The organism is Frigoribacterium sp. CFBP 13605, assembly GCF_014839405.1.
Classification (GTDB): Bacteria; Actinomycetota; Actinomycetes; order Actinomycetales; family Microbacteriaceae; genus Frigoribacterium.
This window is the reverse complement of record NZ_JACYNS010000066.1, coordinates 1-14,389: the sequence shown is the minus strand read 5'-3', so window position 1 is coordinate 14,389 and position 14,389 is coordinate 1. Positions and strand designations below refer to the sequence as shown.

Genomic DNA, 14,389 nt, shown 5'->3' with positions numbered 1-14,389 from the left:
CACGACCTCAGTATGCCGATTCCCGATAGAGACGGCGAGGGCGCTTGACCGAAACTCCAAGTAGAGAGCAAGACTCTACGTCTACTCAGCTCCCGGTGAACGATCGTCTATAGGGCACCCTTGGTCAGGGCCAACGCACTACTAGATGCAACATAGCCAGCATCAACTGCCCGAATCGCAGAAGAACTTTTCTGTGGAGTGGCGCTGCGCGCTCTAGCTCTCGGGCCGTCGGCCGCACGAACAACGCAGGAGGCACGCTGTTCCAGCACGTCTCTCGACCAGGGACCTGCTGCGCGTGGTCCTCCTCGTACTGGCACTCCCCACAGGCCACCGGCGCCTCGAGGGTCGAACCCCCGTGCTCTTCCCAGGGGTGCTCGCAGTCCGGGCATGACGTCTCTCGCAGCCGCCGCCGCACGGCACGGCCGGAAACGCCTGCGGGATTGCTCATGGAGCGAGTATGCCCGTCTCGCGATGCGCCCTGGAGCCGATCGGCTATCGGGCAGTCAACGGTCGGTTGCCGTAGCGCTCAGGTCCTTGGCTGATGCGAGGTCCTGCAGGGCAGCGAGGTGCCCGTCGATTGCGACCCGGCCCGCGGGTGTGAGCGAGATGCGGGTGGTTCGACGCGCGTCGCGCCTGGTCGTGGAAGCTTCTTTTGTCGTGCTCATGTATCCGAGTTCCGTGAGCGCGCGGACGGTCTTGGACAGGTTCGCGTCGCTCAGCCCGAGAGTCATGGCGAGGACCGAGAAATCGATGTGGTCGACGGGGCGGAGAAGAGCGCACAGGCGGAGCCTCGTTGGAGCATGGATCGATTCGTCAAATTGTGCGCTAGACGCCACGCCGTAGCTCCTGGCCGTAGAAGTGGTCGTAGACGTATCCGCCCGGGAACATGGTGAGGAAGCTCACCGCGCCGGCCGTCAACGCCCAGGCAGTCGAGTCCGCATGCACGGCGAGGCCGGAAACGAAAACCATCGTGAGCACCACGATGCCCATCACGACGAGGACGATCAACGATCTGGGGCCAGGAACCCTATTGGTGGAGATTCCCGTCGTGAGCACGAAGGCCCGCTCGAGGCCGACGAGCCCGAGGCAAGCGAAAGCTATGACAACGAAGACCCACACGCCTCCAGCAAGGGGAGCCAGGGCTATCGCTGCCGTGAACAGCGCCAGCCCCGGGTAATACCAGCGTGGTGAACGCGTCCTTCGCGCCAGTTCGAGCCTGTCACCCTCGAGACCACGCAGGGCATCGCGAGCAGAGGCAGGACTCTGACCATGGTTGCTTTCCATGTGGACAAGCTATTCACTTAACCACGTGGAAAGCAAGGGTCTGCTTGCGGACCCCCTTGACGCTCTGCCACTTGCCCCCTGACCGATCCTTCACCGGGCACTAGATGCTCGGCCGACATACGGCTACGTTGCGAGGGCAGCCCAGACCCCCGCTGTGAATGGCGGGGTTCCTGGGTTCGCCCGGGTTCCCCGTCATGGATCCCCTATCGGGCATGCAGAAACGATCGTTTGTGACTAGCGCCGACGAACACCACGAGCGGGCCCTGGCCAGATCAGAACCGCTCCCCAACTGAAGATCGCCTTGGTCGGGGAGCAGCCCTTGCTGTCGTACAGCGAACGGGTCAGGCCCGGAGGTCCTTGAGCCACTGCTCGACCGTGCGCGGGCTCAGCCCGAGCTGCTGCTGTGCGCTCGTGGCAGGGTCGATGAGCTCGGAGGGCAGGGTGGCCCGCCACCGGTACGAGGCCACGACAGGGTCCGCTCCGGCTGAGCCGAAGAGGGGCTCGATGACGCGGCCGAAGTCGTCGACGTCCTGCGCCTCGAACCGCACGCTCGTGCCCGAGGCTGCGGCGAAGCCAGCCGCGAGGTCGGAGCCCACGAGGCCGGGCAGCGCACCGACCCCGACGACACCGGTCACGGAGCCGTCCTGCAGCAGTCGCGCGACGACGTCGGCCACGTCGAGGTGCGAGCTCCACGACACGGCGTAGTCGTCACGGATCGGGTAGCGGAGGACGCCCTCCTGCTCCACGCCCGCGGCGACCGGCGGCAGCAGCAGGTTCTCGAGGAAGAGGCGCGGGGCCGCGACGGCGACGGAGACCCCGGTCGCCCGCAGACCGGCAGTGAGGAAGCCGACGGGACTCTCAGCCGCACCGTCGCCCTCCGTCGGGTACCCGCTGGTCGAGACGACCACCCGGGCCGGCCGTGCCTGCTCGACGGCTGCGACGACCGTCCGGGCATGCGCGAGCTGCTGGGCGGCGTCGCCGACCGGAAGGTGCACGAAGACGCCGTCGACGCCCGCGTAGGCCGCCGCGAGGGACGCGACCGACATCAGGTCGACGGCGACGGGCGCGCCGCCTCCCTCATAGGCGGACGGGTCGCGGACCGCCGCGGTGACGGCGGCGCCGGAAGCGAGAAGGGATGCGACGACGGGGGAGCCCTGGGCGCCAGTAGCGCCGTGGATGAGATAGGTCATGAAGCTATCAATGCATCTGGTGCACCAGTTACGTCAACTGCACCAATGGCGTACTGTCCATGTTCATGGCTTTCTGTGGGGAGATCTGGCCCGAGTGCGGCATCGCGAAGTTCCTGACACTGCTCGACGGCCCCTGGGCAACGCTCATCGTGCGAGAGCTCCTCGAGGGCCCGGCTCGTTTCACCGAGCTAAAGGAGGCGCTGCCCGGCATCAGTGCGCACACCCTCACCAACCGCCTCCGGAAGTTCGAGACGTCGGGCCTCGTCACCAGGACGGCGTACTCCGAGATCCCGCCGCGCGTCGTCTACGAGCTCACCCCGACGGGGCAGGGGCTCCGGCCCGTGCTTGAGTCGATGAACGCCTGGGCGCTGTCCGTCCCGCCGACACCCGACGCAGAGATCGAGGTGGTTCCTCGGTAGAGGATCGGCTATCGAGACGCTTCTGCCGCGTTCTGTCTGTTCACAAACCGACCGGCCGGTCGGTTTGCCTGTTATGGTGTGGTCATGGATCGCCGCGCACTCGTCCTTGCCGCCGCCCGCGAGCTCGCGCTCGCACGCGGGGTCATTCCGTCGTTAAACGAGACCGCCGCCGCGGCGGGCGTATCCAAGGGCGGGTTGGTGCACCACTTCCCGACGCGTGCGGCGCTGGTGCAGGGGCTGGCGATGGCAGCGCTCGAGGAGGTCGACACGGCCATGACCGCAGCGGCGGGCGAAGGGAGTGCGGCGGAGACCTGGTTGCGCATGTCGGTCCCCACGGGGGAGGACGTCGCGGTCTTCCGAGCGATGGCCATTGCGCACCGGGCGGTCGAGGCGCCGGGTGATGCGGTGGCGACTGCATCCCAGGAGGCCATAGCCCGATGGGAGGCGATGATCCGCGACGAGGTGGGTGACGCCGGCCGCGCACGGGTGATCCGGCTTGTCGGCGACGGCTTGTTCGCCAACGTCATCGCCGGCATCGAGCCGGCACCCACGGCCGCGGAGCTCGACGCTCTCCTCGGTTCTCTCTTGCCCGCGGGTGGGAGGGGCGGGCGGTGACCGCGCAGCTGCTGCTGGCGATCGCGGGCCTCGCTGCGCTTGACTCGCTGAACCCGGCCACGATCGTCGCGGTGACCTTGATCCTTCTCGCCGCCCCGCGGCGTCCCGCGCTGATGGCACTCGTCACGGTGCTTGGGGCGGCACTCACCGTGTTCGCGGTCGGCGCCGCGCTCTTCCTCGGCGCGGGCGCGGCAGCTGGTGCCGTCGACGGGATTGTGCAGGGTATCCGCTACGTCGCCTTCGCCGCCGCGGGCGTCGTCCTGGTCCGCTCCGGGATACGACGCTTCCACACGCGACCCAGGAAGCCGATCGGGTTGCCATCGTGGTTCACACCCTGGACTGCGCTCCCGTTCGGGGCGCTGCTAACCGGGGCCGACCTACCGAATGCGTTCCCGTACTTCATTGCGATCGAGCGCCTCCTAGACGCGCAGGTCACGCCAGCGGAGGGCCTGCTCGTCCTCGCCGGGTACGCGGTGGTCTACTGCGTCCCGTGCCTCGTATTGCTCTTGGTGGGAAGCCTCGCGCGCCGTCGGACGCGTGCGCTGCTCATGCGTGTCACCGCCCGATTCGGTACCGGCGAGGTGAAGGCGTCCCCCTTCGTCGCGGTCGTGTTGATCCTGCTCGGCGCATTGGTCGCGTCGCTGCCGTTCTGGCTCCTGCGCTGACCGACGTCGAGCAGTGGTCCGGCGGAATCTCCTCGTGTGCGCGCTTGGCTCGTTCACGACGATCATTGGCATGACCCTGATTCTGCCGATCCTTCCTCTCTACGTCCGAGACCTTGGCGTTGGGGATCCGGCCGCGGTAACTCTCTGGTCCGGCATCGCCTACGCCGCGACGTTTCTGACCGCGGCCTTGACAGCACCGCTGTGGGGTTATCTCGGGGACCACTTCGGCCGGAAACCGATGCTGATCCGCGCGAGCCTCGTCATGGCGATCGCGATGTCGCTCATCGGGGTCGCCCAAGACGTCACTCAACTCGTACTGCTGCGGCTGCTGGTCGGCCTCCTCGGCGGCTACGCCTCCGGACCAACCATCCTCGTCGCCGCTCAGACCCCTAAAGGCCGCTCCGCTTGGGCGCTGGGCACCCTCTCCTCCGCCATCATGGCCGGCACCATCGCAGGGCCTCTGATCGGTGGAACCCTCGCGCAGACAATTGGCATTCAAGGGCGTTCCTCGCAACCGGCAAACCAACACGCTCGGCTCGCAGTCGAGTGGGCGGGACAGGGTTTTGGTGTGGCGCTTGATTGCGTGGGTACGGCGAATCTCGGCCCTCATCGCGAGAGCCAGCTCGCTGGGAACTCACTAGTCCTGCCCCGTATGGGTGAGATCAGACGGGTTTAATTGCGCCCATGGCCTCGTCGAGCAGCCTTCCAAAGGATCGGCCACGGTCCGTGGTGATCCATACATCCTTCGCGGCGATCACGCAGGTCAGGGCCGCGCCGGCGATCACCGTCGGGCGCGGGTCGGTGACCGCTAAACGGCCCAGGCGCATCCGTACGATTTCGGCGAGATCGCCCTGGACCCGCGAGATACGCTCGAGCTCGCCCGCACTCAGAGCCGGGTTGTCATGGATGATCTTTTCGATCGCGAGGGCGCGTTCAGCGAGTGTCTCGTCCTCGAAGTGCTCGACGACGACGTCGAATGCCCGCCGTAGCGATTCCCACACCGGCTCGTCGACGGGCCGTGCACCGAGTGCCTGGGCGAGCATCTGCGACCACGCGTCGTACTTGCCCAGCATGACGTCCTCTTTCGAGGTGAAGTAGCGAAAGAACGTTCGCCTGGAGATGCCGGCAGCCGAGACCAGGTCATCGATTGTTGTCTGCTCGTATCCCCTAACCGCGAACAGATCCTGGGCCAGCATCGCCAACTCGGTTTGCATGGCTCGTCGAGCTCTTTCACGCACCGGGATAGGAGTGGACTCGCTCACATGTGCCAGCTTACAAGGCAACGGGCATAGGTGGCACTCAGTGGCACATGTGCCCTACAGTGGCATTTGCCAGACGTTGACCACGAAACATTGGAGCTGCCACATGACCACGCCATGGACTTTGAACGACATCCCACGCCAGGACGGGCGCGTCGCTGTGATCACCGGAGGCAGTAGTGGACTCGGCTTTGAGACCGCCCTCGCCCTCGCGGATCATGGCGCGGCCGTGGTGCTCGCTGTCCGCGACACCACCAAGGGCAAGGAGGCCGCGTCGAGAATCGCCTCCCATGTGCCCAATGCCAAAGTCTCCGTGCAGAACCTGGACCTGGGTTCACTGGAATCCGTGCGCGCAGCGGCCACAGATCTCAGGTCGGCGCACCCGCGGATTGACCTGCTGATCAACAACGCCGGCGTGATGTACACGCCTCAGCAGAAGACAGCCGACGGTTTCGACCTGCAGTTCGGCGTGAACCACCTCGGTCACTTCGCGCTGACCGGGCTGCTGCTCGATCACCTCCTGCCTGTGCCGGGCTCTCGAGTCGTGACGGTGAGCAGCTACGGTCACCGCATTCGCGCGGCTATCTACTTCGACGACCTGCAGTGGGACCGCAGCTACGACCGGGTTGCCGCCTATGGCCAGGCCAAGCTGGCCAACTTGATGTTCACCTACGAGCTGCAGCGCCGCCTCACGGCGTACGGCAGCACTATGGCCGTCGCCGCGCACCCAGGCAACGCTTCCACCGAGTTGACCCAGAACTTGCCTGCTCTCGCGCGGATCGCGTCGGCCGCCGTCAAGCCTTTGCTTGCCCAAAGCGCTGCTGGAGGCGCACTCCCCACACTGCGTGCCGCAACTGATCCAAGCGTGCTCGGCGGCCAGTACTACGGCCCCGACCGCATACGCGAGACCCGAGGACACCCGCAGTTGGTTACATCCAGCGCCGCCTCATACGACCTGACGACACAGCGCCACCTGTGGTCCGTGTCCGAGGAACTCACCGGCGTTACCTTTCCCGCATAACGACTCAACCCCGGAAAAGAGACGCCCTCTATCCAACGACCATAGGCATTCGTTCCTGCAGAACTCCACCTGGCACACAGCCAGGTGGACGATCGACCACCGCCGCCCGATAGCTAACCGCCTATAGGGCGATTAGCCCGCTCTCCCGAGACCGACACCACTACTCACTGACCCCCCGTCTCAGTGCGCGATCCCCTCTCGGGACACGCGCCTGACACACTCGAGGTTGGAAGTCGTCTCGCAATTTCTGGCATTGGAGCGAACCATCGACGCACACGACCTACCCGCGTCACCCGACTGGTCCTTCACCTTTGGAGGCGAGGGCACTGCTCCTGCTGTAAATATCGCTGCCGACGACGCCTTGGCATGACTGGCCTCAGCAACAGAGGATTTACGCCGCAGGAAGAATCCGGCGGCGAGCTTCCCGCCGAGCTGGGTCGCCCTGATCCGCGAGGCGGCAAACGCGGGAGTCTCGGAAGGAGCCATCGCGATTGCGAGCGGACAAAGCCTGGCGTCTGTTCGGAACATCCTCTCTTAGCTTCTGGGTGAGGCCCCCTGGGCCCGCCAGACGATCAGCTATCGGGCGCGCCGGGCTTTTCGACGAACGAACGTAACGACAGCCACGCCAAGAGCCGAGACGACCGCTGCAACCGCGGCTACCCGTCCCACACGCTGCGCATTGAGCGCCGACTCGAACTGCTGCTTCGTCTGGACGATCTCCGTCCCCTCAGGCACTGGCCAGGGAAAGACCGGTGTGAACCACCCGGCCCTGACGGTTGCGATAGCGCAGACGACGAGTGCTGCGACGGTCAGGCCACTGAGAACTAACGCCCACCGAGTGGGGCGAGATGGACGTGCCATGGGGTCACGGTAGCGCGCCTACGACTTACAGCCGTGCGGCCTGCGGTGCCGCCACATCGAGACAAGTTGGCGATCGCCTATCGGGCACCGAATGAGGGGGCTCCGCCCAGTACGTTGTCTCCATGCCAACGGCCCTCAACACTGCCGGCCGACGCCCGCGATCAATCTGGCGGTTCCTGCGTGACGTGCTCGTCATCTTCCTCGCAGCCCTCGTCCTCTCTTTCCTGGTCAAGACCTACCTCGTGCGCTCCTTCTACATCCCCTCGGGGTCGATGGAGCACACCCTCGAAATTAACGACCGCGTGATTGTCAACGAACTCGTTCCAGGACTTGTGCCCCTGCACCGCGGAGACGTCGTCGTCTTCGCAGACCCCGGCGGCTGGCTCAGCCCTCTCGAAGCCGCAACCCCTGCCACGGGACCAGTTGACAAAGTGCTCTCCACCATCGGGTTGGCACCCCATGACGGCACCGGATATCTCATCAAGCGCGTCATTGGCCTGCCCGGAGACACCGTGACCTGTTGCGACGATTTCGGGCACATGAGCGTCAACGGCGTCCCCCTCGATGAGCCATACATCACCGTTCTCCCCGACGAAACCCGCGCTTCCCGTGATGACTTCACCGTCACGGTCCCCGATGGCTCCCTCTGGGTCATGGGCGACAACAGGTACAACTCGAGAGATTCCCGCTACAACCGTGACAAACCCGGGGAAGGCTTCGTTCCCCTGAGCGACGTCGCTGGGCGAGCAGCCGTCATCAGCTGGCCCTCGAGCCGCTGGACCTGGCTCGACAATTACCCCACCGTCTTCGCCGGCACCGATCCCCGCTCCATAACCAACTGAAGGATTGCGACGACGCACGTTCTACGGAAGCGCACAAAGAGGGTGCGGCCAGGGATCGGCTATCGGACATCCGGGGAACCAAGCCACGACCCCGGCGCGTGCCGCATGGTCCACGGTCTCAGGCGCTGCCGATCGCCCCCAACGTTGCGGCCGATCGGGTGGTCATGTGTGACGGGCTCCCGCTCTACCTTGCTGCCTACGAGCCTGCCAACCAGTTGAGGTGCGGAAAGGCATGCCGGAGTGCATCGAGGCTCGCCGACGAGTTAGTGGCCACGGGAAACGGGTCGTACTTCGCAAAGCCTGCGTCGACCATGTCGTGTTGGGACAGACGCACAGCCGTCTCGTCGAAAACCCCCGCTCGGAAGACGACGTCCTCCGAGCCGATCCGGCGGAAGAGATTGATGACTTGCTCGAAGGACATGGAATACAGGCGTTTATGCCTGTCACGGTCTGAGACAACCCAGATCATCGCTGGGCCATCGTCAGACGTCGGGTAGAAGTCCAGCACGAACGAATGGATAAAAAGCGAGACCAACTCCCTAACCGTGAGCTGTGTTTGCTGCTTCGAGTCCACGTCGTAGTGCTCCCAAAATGCCCAGCGGTCGTAAATCTGCGGCACCCGGCCGGCAAGCGCGGTCACCCCACAGGACACCCTCTCGCGCGGAATGTTCGACGATGTCTTCGCAGACTCCATAAGGCGACGGATGGCAAACATCCCGTTCATGAGATCTCGCTCGACCAAATACGACGTGCGTTCCGTCCAGCGTCGCGACGCAGCACGCTTTTCAAGATAGATCGAGGAGGCCCAGAGTTGCTGTCGCCATGGAATGGAGTCCGCGATCATGCTTGACCGGCCCGCTGGATGGCCCGATAGACCGTCGAGCGAGCGACACCGAAGAGCTCTGCGATCTCGCTCGTAGTGTGGGCGCCGGTGCGGTGCAGCTGCACGAGGTGCTTCTCCTGTGAAGCAGTCAGCTTGGGCTTGCGACCGCGGAGCTTGCCCGCGGCCTTGGCGATCGCCATGCCCTCCCGCGTGCGGGCCCGGATCAGGTCCGCCTCGAACTCGGCGACCATGCCGAGGACGTTGAACAGGAGCCGGCCGACCGGATCGGTGGGGTCGTAGACCGCTCCCCCGAGGTTCAGGGCGACACCCTTCTTCGTCAGCTCGTCCGCGATGTCCGTCGCATCTCGAAGTGACCGAGCGAGACGATCGAGCTTTGTCACCACCAGGACGTCGCCGGCACGGCACGCGGCCAGCGCCTCGCGGAGCCCCGGCCTGGCTCGAGTCGTGCCCGAGAGGCCGTGGTCAACATGCACGTGTTGATCGTCAACACCGAGCGCTGCGAGACCATCACGTTGTGCTGCGAGATCCTGCCCCGAGGTCGAGACGCGGGCGTATCCGATGAGCATCCGACGACTGTAGCGTTTAGACCCCCGTCACCGGGCATTTTTGCGGGACAGGCATACTCGAATCCGCAGGCCAGACGCCACTTGACCTCGGGCGTCCTAAGCGGCCGCTCGCGAGTGTCCCGATGAACGACCGGCGACCGGGCGCCGGCGACACGCACGACGCGCCGCGCACCCGACGTGCGTAGGATTTCTCATCATGAAGCTCGCCGAAGCCCTCCTGCAACGGTCCGACGCCCAGCGCCGGGTCGACCAGCTGCGTGACCGCGTCTCCGCGAACGCCCGCTACCAGGAGGGCGAAGAGCCCACCGAGGACGCCGCCGAGCTGCTGCGCCAGGCGGTCGACACCCTCGCCGCCCTCGAGTCGCTCGTCGTGCGCATCAACCTCACCAACGCCCGCACGACCCTCGCCGACGGCAGCACGATGACCGCTGCCCTGGCCCGCCGCGAGACCCTGCGCGCCACCCACGCCCTGCTCGTGACCGCCTCCGACGCGGCCCGCGGCGCCTCCGGCGGCTACCGCCAGCTCCGCAGCGAGCTACGGATGTTCTCGGCCCTCCCGGTCGCCGAGCTGCGGGACCGTGCCGACGCCGTCGCCAAGGACCTCCGCGAACTCGACGTCGAGATCCAGAAGACCAACTGGGAGGCCGAACTGCAGAACTGACCTGCGCGGTGAGTCGGTAGACGTCACCGGGGCGAGCACGAACCGCGACCGGCGGTCATCCCGGTCACCCTGCAGGCGCGGAGGGCAGCGCTACGACTCACGTCGTCACCACTCAGCCCCGCACCGATCACCGGTGACCGCGCACCCTGCATCGTTCACCACCGTGTGCTGACCGGAGACGTCGAGGGCGGGATCGGGGACCTCACCGCGCCTCCTGGGGCTGCCTCCGTCGGCACACGTCCGCGTCGCGGTCCGTCCCGCGACGGGGGCGACGATCGATAGGCTCGCCGGGTGACGGATCAGGCAGCCCGTGGGGCGTTCATCGTGTTCGAGGGCATCGACGGGTCGGGCAAGTCGACGCAGGCGCGCCTGCTCGCCGCCCGTCTCCAGGACGCGGGGGTGCCGGTGCACCAGACGGCCGAGCCGACCACCGGCCCCGTCGGCACGTTGATCCGCAACGGCTTCAACCGCCGGGTCGACCTGGACGACCGCGTCATCGCGTCGCTCTTCGTCGCCGACCGCCTCGACCACATCACGAACGCCCACGACGGCATGCTCGGCATCGTCGAGCGGGGCACGACCGTCCTCTGCGACCGGTACCACCTGTCGTCACAGGCCTACCAGGCGTCCGACGTGGGCAGCGACTGGATCGCCTCGTCGAACTCCATCAGCACCGACCTGATGCTGCCCGACCTGACGATCTACCTCGACGTCTCGCCCGAGGTCGCCCTCGAGCGCCTCGCCAGCGGACGCACGACCACCGACCGGTTCGAGGTCGACGAGCGACTCCGGGCAGCCCGCGAACGCTACGCCGAGGCCATCGAGCAGGCCGACGAGGTCGTCGTCACGGTCGACGCCGACCGCTCGACCGACGAACTCGCCGACGCCGTCTGGCACGAGGTCTCGACCCGGCTCGACCTCGGGTCGCTGGCGCGCCCGCAGGGCTGACACCGCGCCTCCTCGGGTGACCGAGCCGTCACGACGGGACGCTCGCCCCGGCACGTGAGCGACACCCCGACGGGGTCAGGAGGCGCGGGCCGCGTCGACGACGGACGGTGCGTCCGCTGCTCCCCCGGCTCCGTCGCGCGTGATCTCGGCCCAGACGTCGTCGAGCGAGATGCTGACGACAGCGGCGATCGCGGCGATGGTCGAGAAGGCCGGCGTCGCCACGCGACCGGTCTCGATCTTTCGCAGGGTCTCGGGCGACAGCCCGGCGTCCAGGGCGACCTGCAGCATCGGCCGGGAGCCACGGGCCTGCCTCAGCAGCACCCCGAGGCGGCGACCGCGTTCGATCTCGGCGGGCGTGAGCGGCAGACGGACCATGCCCCGAGCGTAGTGCGCCGAAGGCCCGAGTGGGATACCTTTACCGGGATGATCTTCGGCACGCGAACGGCAGGACACCCATGATCGAGATCTTGAACCCCTCCGAGATCGAACGGGCCCGGGCGACCGGCGCACTCGTCGGCACCATCCTGCAGACGCTGCGCGACCGGGTGACCGTCGGCACGAACCTGCTCGACGTCGACTCGTGGACCCAGACGATGATCGACGAGGCCGGGGCGGTCTCGTGCTACGTCGACTACGCGCCGTCGTTCGGCCGGGGTCCCTTCGGCCACTACGTCTGCACGGCCGTGAACGACGCCGTGCTGCACGGGCTGCCGCACGACCGACGACTCGTCGACGGCGACCTGCTGACGCTCGACCTCGCCGTCGTGCTCGACGGGGTGGCGGCCGACTCGGCGGTGAGCTTCGTCGTGGGCGACTCGCGTCCGGCCGAGAGCGTCCGCCTGATCGAGACGACCGAGCGGGCGCTCGAGGCCGGCATCGCGGCGGCCGGGCCGGGGGCGCGCATCGGCGACCTGTCGCACGCGATCGGCTCGGTGCTGTCGGACGCGGGCTACCCGATCAACGTCGAGTTCGGCGGCCACGGCATCGGCTCGACCATGCACCAGGACCCGCACGTCTCGAACACCGGGCGCCCGGGGCGGGGCTACCGCCTGCGGCCCGGGTTGTTGCTCGCGCTCGAACCGTGGGTGATGACCGACACCGACGAGCTCGTCACGGACGCCGACGGCTGGACGCTGCGCAGCGCGACGGGCTGCCGGACGGCCCACAGCGAGCACACGATCGCCATCACCGAGGACGGCGCCGAGGTGCTGACGCGGCGCCCCGTCCGCTAGTCCGACCGCACGGACCGGCTCAGCCCTCGACGGCCGGCTGGCCCTGCCCGGTCAGGCGCAGGAACCCGCTCAGCAGCCCGAGCCCCGCGATCGAGGTGGGCAACCCCGTCGCGAGCAGCGGGGAGTGCACCAGGAACGCCGCCCACTTCGCCCGCGACAAGGCCACGTTCAACCGGTTCGGCATCAGCAGGAAGTCCAGCCCGCGCGGGATGTCGGCGGCACTCGACGCCGCCAGCGAGACGACGGCCACGACGGCCTCCTGCCCCTGGAACAAGTCGACCGTGCCGACGGGCGTCTCGTCGAAGCCGGCCGCGTCGAGGTGCTCGCGCAGCACGGCGCCGTGGGCGTTGTACGGCGCGACGACGATGACGTCGGCCGCGGTCAGGGGCCGGGTGCCGTCGGCGTCCGACCAGTCGAGGCCGACGACCGACCGCACGATCTCGACGACCGCCCGGGCCTCCTCGACCGACGAGGTCGTGTTGCCGACGTGCGTCACCGGTTCGACGTGGAGGCCGGGTGTTACGCCCTCGAGCCGGCGGTCGGAGGCATGGGCGGTCAGGGCCCCGCCGTAGGACAGCTCGCTGACCGGGGCGCACAGCTCCGGATGCATGCGCCAGGTGGTGGCGAGGAAGTAGCCGTACTCGGCCGGAAGCACGTCGTGGCCGTCGGCCAACCAGCCGAGGGCCGACTCGTCGACCGGCTCGGGGTGGCTGCCCTGGCTGACCTGCGGCAACTGCTGCGGGTCGCCGAGCAGCAGCAACCGCGTCGCGGCGACCGAGGCCGCCACGGTCGAGGCGAGCGAGAACTGCCCGGCCTCGTCGACGACCAGCAGGTCGAGGGAGGCGCGGGCCACCTTGTCGGCGTTGGCGAACCCCCAGGCCGTCGCCCCGAACACGGCCCCCACGGCCTGCCCGCCGCCGTCGACCCCGGCACCGCCCGCCCCACCGTCGGCCTCGGCGAGGAACGCGGCCTCGCCGCCGGACTTCAGGGCACGCCAGGGCTGCTCGTCGGCCTGCTCAGCGGTCGTGCCCGACTTCGGCACCTTGCCCACGCGCTCGGGATCGACCCCGGCCGTGATGGCCGCCCGCAGGACGTTCTCGACCACGGCGTGCGACTGCCCGACGACCCCGACACGCCAGCCGTGCTCACGCACCAGCCGGGCGACGACCCGCGAACCGACGTAGGTCTTGCCCGTGCCGGGAGGGCCCTGGACGGCGAGGTACGAGCGGTCGAGGTCGAGCAGGGTCTCGACGACGGCCGAGACGGTGTCGTTCCCGACCACGGGTGCGGGCCCGCCACCCGACCGCCGACGCGGCGGCTGCCGCCGCAGCAGGTCGAACGCCGGGTCGGGCAGCATCTCGGGCAGGGCGTCGAGCACGTGCCCACCCCATTCGGCGATCGCCTCGGGCTGCGGAGTGGCCCGGGGAGGCGCGGCGGGCGTCAGCGCGACCGGGAACGCGTCGTGCCGGTCGTCGTCGCCGGTGACGCGCTCGAGCAGCACGACCTCGTGCCGGTCGCCGTTCGGGCCGGCCTCGACCACCGTCGACCCGACGGCACCCCGCAGCCCGGGGCCGAGCGAGGCGACCCCGGGCGGGACGGGGGCGTCGTAGACGGCGTAGGGCGCGCCTCCTTCGCCCAGGCGACTGCCGGGCGCGAGGCGGCCGCGCAGCCGCACCTCGCGGCTGAGCTTGCGGGCCCGGGGCAGCTTCTGCCACTCGCGCTCGACCGACGCCGTCTCGACCACGAACACGTCGCGGGTGTCGGCCCAGTCGTCGACCGGGTTGCGGAGGCGGTCGAAGTGCTCTTGCCAGAACGTCTTGGCCTCGCGGCGGTGGTAGTCGATGGCCGACGCCGCGAGGGCGATGGCCGTCTGGTCGGGGGTGCGGTCGAGCGGGTCGACGTCGGCCACGTGCGCCGCGAGGCCCACGGCGACCGGGTTCGGCTCGCGGGGCACGCGGGCGAGCTCGAGCGGGTCGGGCGCG

17 protein-coding genes are annotated in these 14,389 nt (G+C 68.0%); 9 read left to right on the top strand and 8 right to left on the bottom strand.

Features of this window, described 5'->3' with window-relative positions:
• Window positions 1–503 precede the first annotated feature (503 nt).
• The 3 genes from IFT36_RS11755 to IFT36_RS11745 all read right to left on the bottom strand — a co-directional run bounded on the left by IFT36_RS11755 (window position 504) and on the right by IFT36_RS11745 (window position 2,474).
• Window positions 504–836, bottom strand: a complete 333-nt coding sequence (locus IFT36_RS11755; protein ID WP_056049920.1) for a transcriptional regulator — start codon at window positions 834–836, stop codon at window positions 504–506.
• Window positions 826–1,284 carry a hypothetical protein gene (locus tag IFT36_RS11750; RefSeq protein ID WP_082460660.1) on the bottom strand — a complete coding sequence of 153 codons (459 nt, stop codon included), beginning with the start codon at window positions 1,282–1,284 and terminating at the stop codon, window positions 826–828. Before IFT36_RS11750 ends, IFT36_RS11755 begins: the two co-directional genes overlap by 11 nt.
• A gap of 341 nt (window positions 1,285–1,625) precedes the next feature.
• Window positions 1,626–2,474 (bottom strand): SDR family oxidoreductase, encoded by an 849-nt coding sequence (locus IFT36_RS11745; RefSeq protein WP_043595604.1) that lies wholly within the window; start codon window positions 2,472–2,474, stop codon window positions 1,626–1,628.
• Window positions 2,475–2,539: 65 nt separating this feature from the next.
• Here IFT36_RS11745 and IFT36_RS11740 point away from each other — a divergent pair, with 65 nt between their 5' ends.
• The 4 genes from IFT36_RS11740 to IFT36_RS11725 all read left to right on the top strand — a co-directional run bounded on the left by IFT36_RS11740 (window position 2,540) and on the right by IFT36_RS11725 (window position 4,849).
• A complete protein-coding gene (locus tag IFT36_RS11740) occupies window positions 2,540–2,893 on the top strand; it encodes a winged helix-turn-helix transcriptional regulator (protein WP_043595645.1) in 354 nt (117 codons plus the stop codon).
• A gap of 84 nt (window positions 2,894–2,977) precedes the next feature.
• Window positions 2,978–3,508 carry a TetR/AcrR family transcriptional regulator gene (locus IFT36_RS11735; protein WP_157485535.1) on the top strand — a complete coding sequence of 177 codons (531 nt, stop codon included), beginning with the start codon at window positions 2,978–2,980 and terminating at the stop codon, window positions 3,506–3,508.
• Complete coding sequence (locus IFT36_RS11730; RefSeq protein ID WP_043595608.1) at window positions 3,505–4,173, top strand: GAP family protein; 669 nt, start codon at window positions 3,505–3,507, stop codon at window positions 4,171–4,173. Before IFT36_RS11735 ends, IFT36_RS11730 begins: the two co-directional genes overlap by 4 nt.
• 13 nt (window positions 4,174–4,186) lie before the next feature.
• Window positions 4,187–4,849: an MFS transporter gene (locus tag IFT36_RS11725; RefSeq protein ID WP_082060036.1), complete on the top strand. Its 663-nt coding sequence runs from the start codon at window positions 4,187–4,189 to the stop codon at window positions 4,847–4,849.
• Here IFT36_RS11725 and IFT36_RS11720 read toward each other — a convergent pair.
• On the bottom strand, window positions 4,836–5,435 hold the full coding sequence (locus tag IFT36_RS11720) for an acyl-CoA-like ligand-binding transcription factor (RefSeq protein WP_157485537.1): 600 nt from the start codon (window positions 5,433–5,435) through the stop codon (window positions 4,836–4,838). The genes IFT36_RS11725 and IFT36_RS11720 overlap by 14 nt on opposite strands.
• 103 nt (window positions 5,436–5,538) lie before the next feature.
• Here IFT36_RS11720 and IFT36_RS11715 point away from each other — a divergent pair, with 103 nt between their 5' ends.
• Both IFT36_RS11715 and lepB read left to right on the top strand, forming a co-directional pair.
• Window positions 5,539–6,453: an SDR family NAD(P)-dependent oxidoreductase gene (locus tag IFT36_RS11715; protein WP_043595611.1), complete on the top strand. Its 915-nt coding sequence runs from the start codon at window positions 5,539–5,541 to the stop codon at window positions 6,451–6,453.
• 983 nt (window positions 6,454–7,436) lie between these two features.
• Window positions 7,437–8,156 (top strand): signal peptidase I, encoded by a 720-nt coding sequence (gene lepB, locus IFT36_RS11710; RefSeq protein WP_043595612.1) that lies wholly within the window; start codon window positions 7,437–7,439, stop codon window positions 8,154–8,156.
• Between the two features lie 196 nt (window positions 8,157–8,352).
• Here lepB and IFT36_RS11705 read toward each other — a convergent pair whose 3' ends face one another.
• A complete protein-coding gene (locus IFT36_RS11705) occupies window positions 8,353–9,000 on the bottom strand; it encodes a hypothetical protein (RefSeq protein WP_200413215.1) in 648 nt (215 codons plus the stop codon).
• Complete coding sequence (locus tag IFT36_RS11700) at window positions 8,997–9,566, bottom strand: recombinase family protein (protein ID WP_200413214.1); 570 nt, start codon at window positions 9,564–9,566, stop codon at window positions 8,997–8,999. The genes IFT36_RS11705 and IFT36_RS11700 overlap by 4 nt, the downstream gene beginning before the upstream one ends.
• Window positions 9,567–9,762: 196 nt before the next feature.
• On the opposite strand from IFT36_RS11700, the gene IFT36_RS11695 reads away from it, so the two are divergent.
• On the top strand, window positions 9,763–10,227 hold the full coding sequence (locus tag IFT36_RS11695; protein WP_200413213.1) for a DIP1984 family protein: 465 nt from the start codon (window positions 9,763–9,765) through the stop codon (window positions 10,225–10,227).
• A 291-nt stretch (window positions 10,228–10,518) separates the two neighbouring features.
• Window positions 10,519–11,175 carry a dTMP kinase gene (tmk, locus tag IFT36_RS11690; protein WP_123569973.1) on the top strand — a complete coding sequence of 219 codons (657 nt, stop codon included), beginning with the start codon at window positions 10,519–10,521 and terminating at the stop codon, window positions 11,173–11,175.
• A 75-nt stretch (window positions 11,176–11,250) separates the two neighbouring features.
• Here the strand turns inward: tmk and IFT36_RS11685 are convergent, their stop codons facing one another.
• Window positions 11,251–11,550, bottom strand: coding sequence for a helix-turn-helix transcriptional regulator (locus tag IFT36_RS11685; protein ID WP_200413212.1), 300 nt, complete (start codon window positions 11,548–11,550; stop codon window positions 11,251–11,253).
• A gap of 80 nt (window positions 11,551–11,630) precedes the next feature.
• Here IFT36_RS11685 and map point away from each other — a divergent pair, with 80 nt between their 5' ends.
• Complete coding sequence (gene map / locus IFT36_RS11680) at window positions 11,631–12,407, top strand: type I methionyl aminopeptidase (RefSeq protein ID WP_159825165.1); 777 nt, start codon at window positions 11,631–11,633, stop codon at window positions 12,405–12,407.
• A 19-nt stretch (window positions 12,408–12,426) separates the two neighbouring features.
• Here map and IFT36_RS11675 read toward each other — a convergent pair.
• Window positions 12,427–14,389 (bottom strand): DEAD/DEAH box helicase (locus IFT36_RS11675; RefSeq protein WP_200413211.1); only part of this gene is annotated, 1,963 nt, incomplete at its 5' end.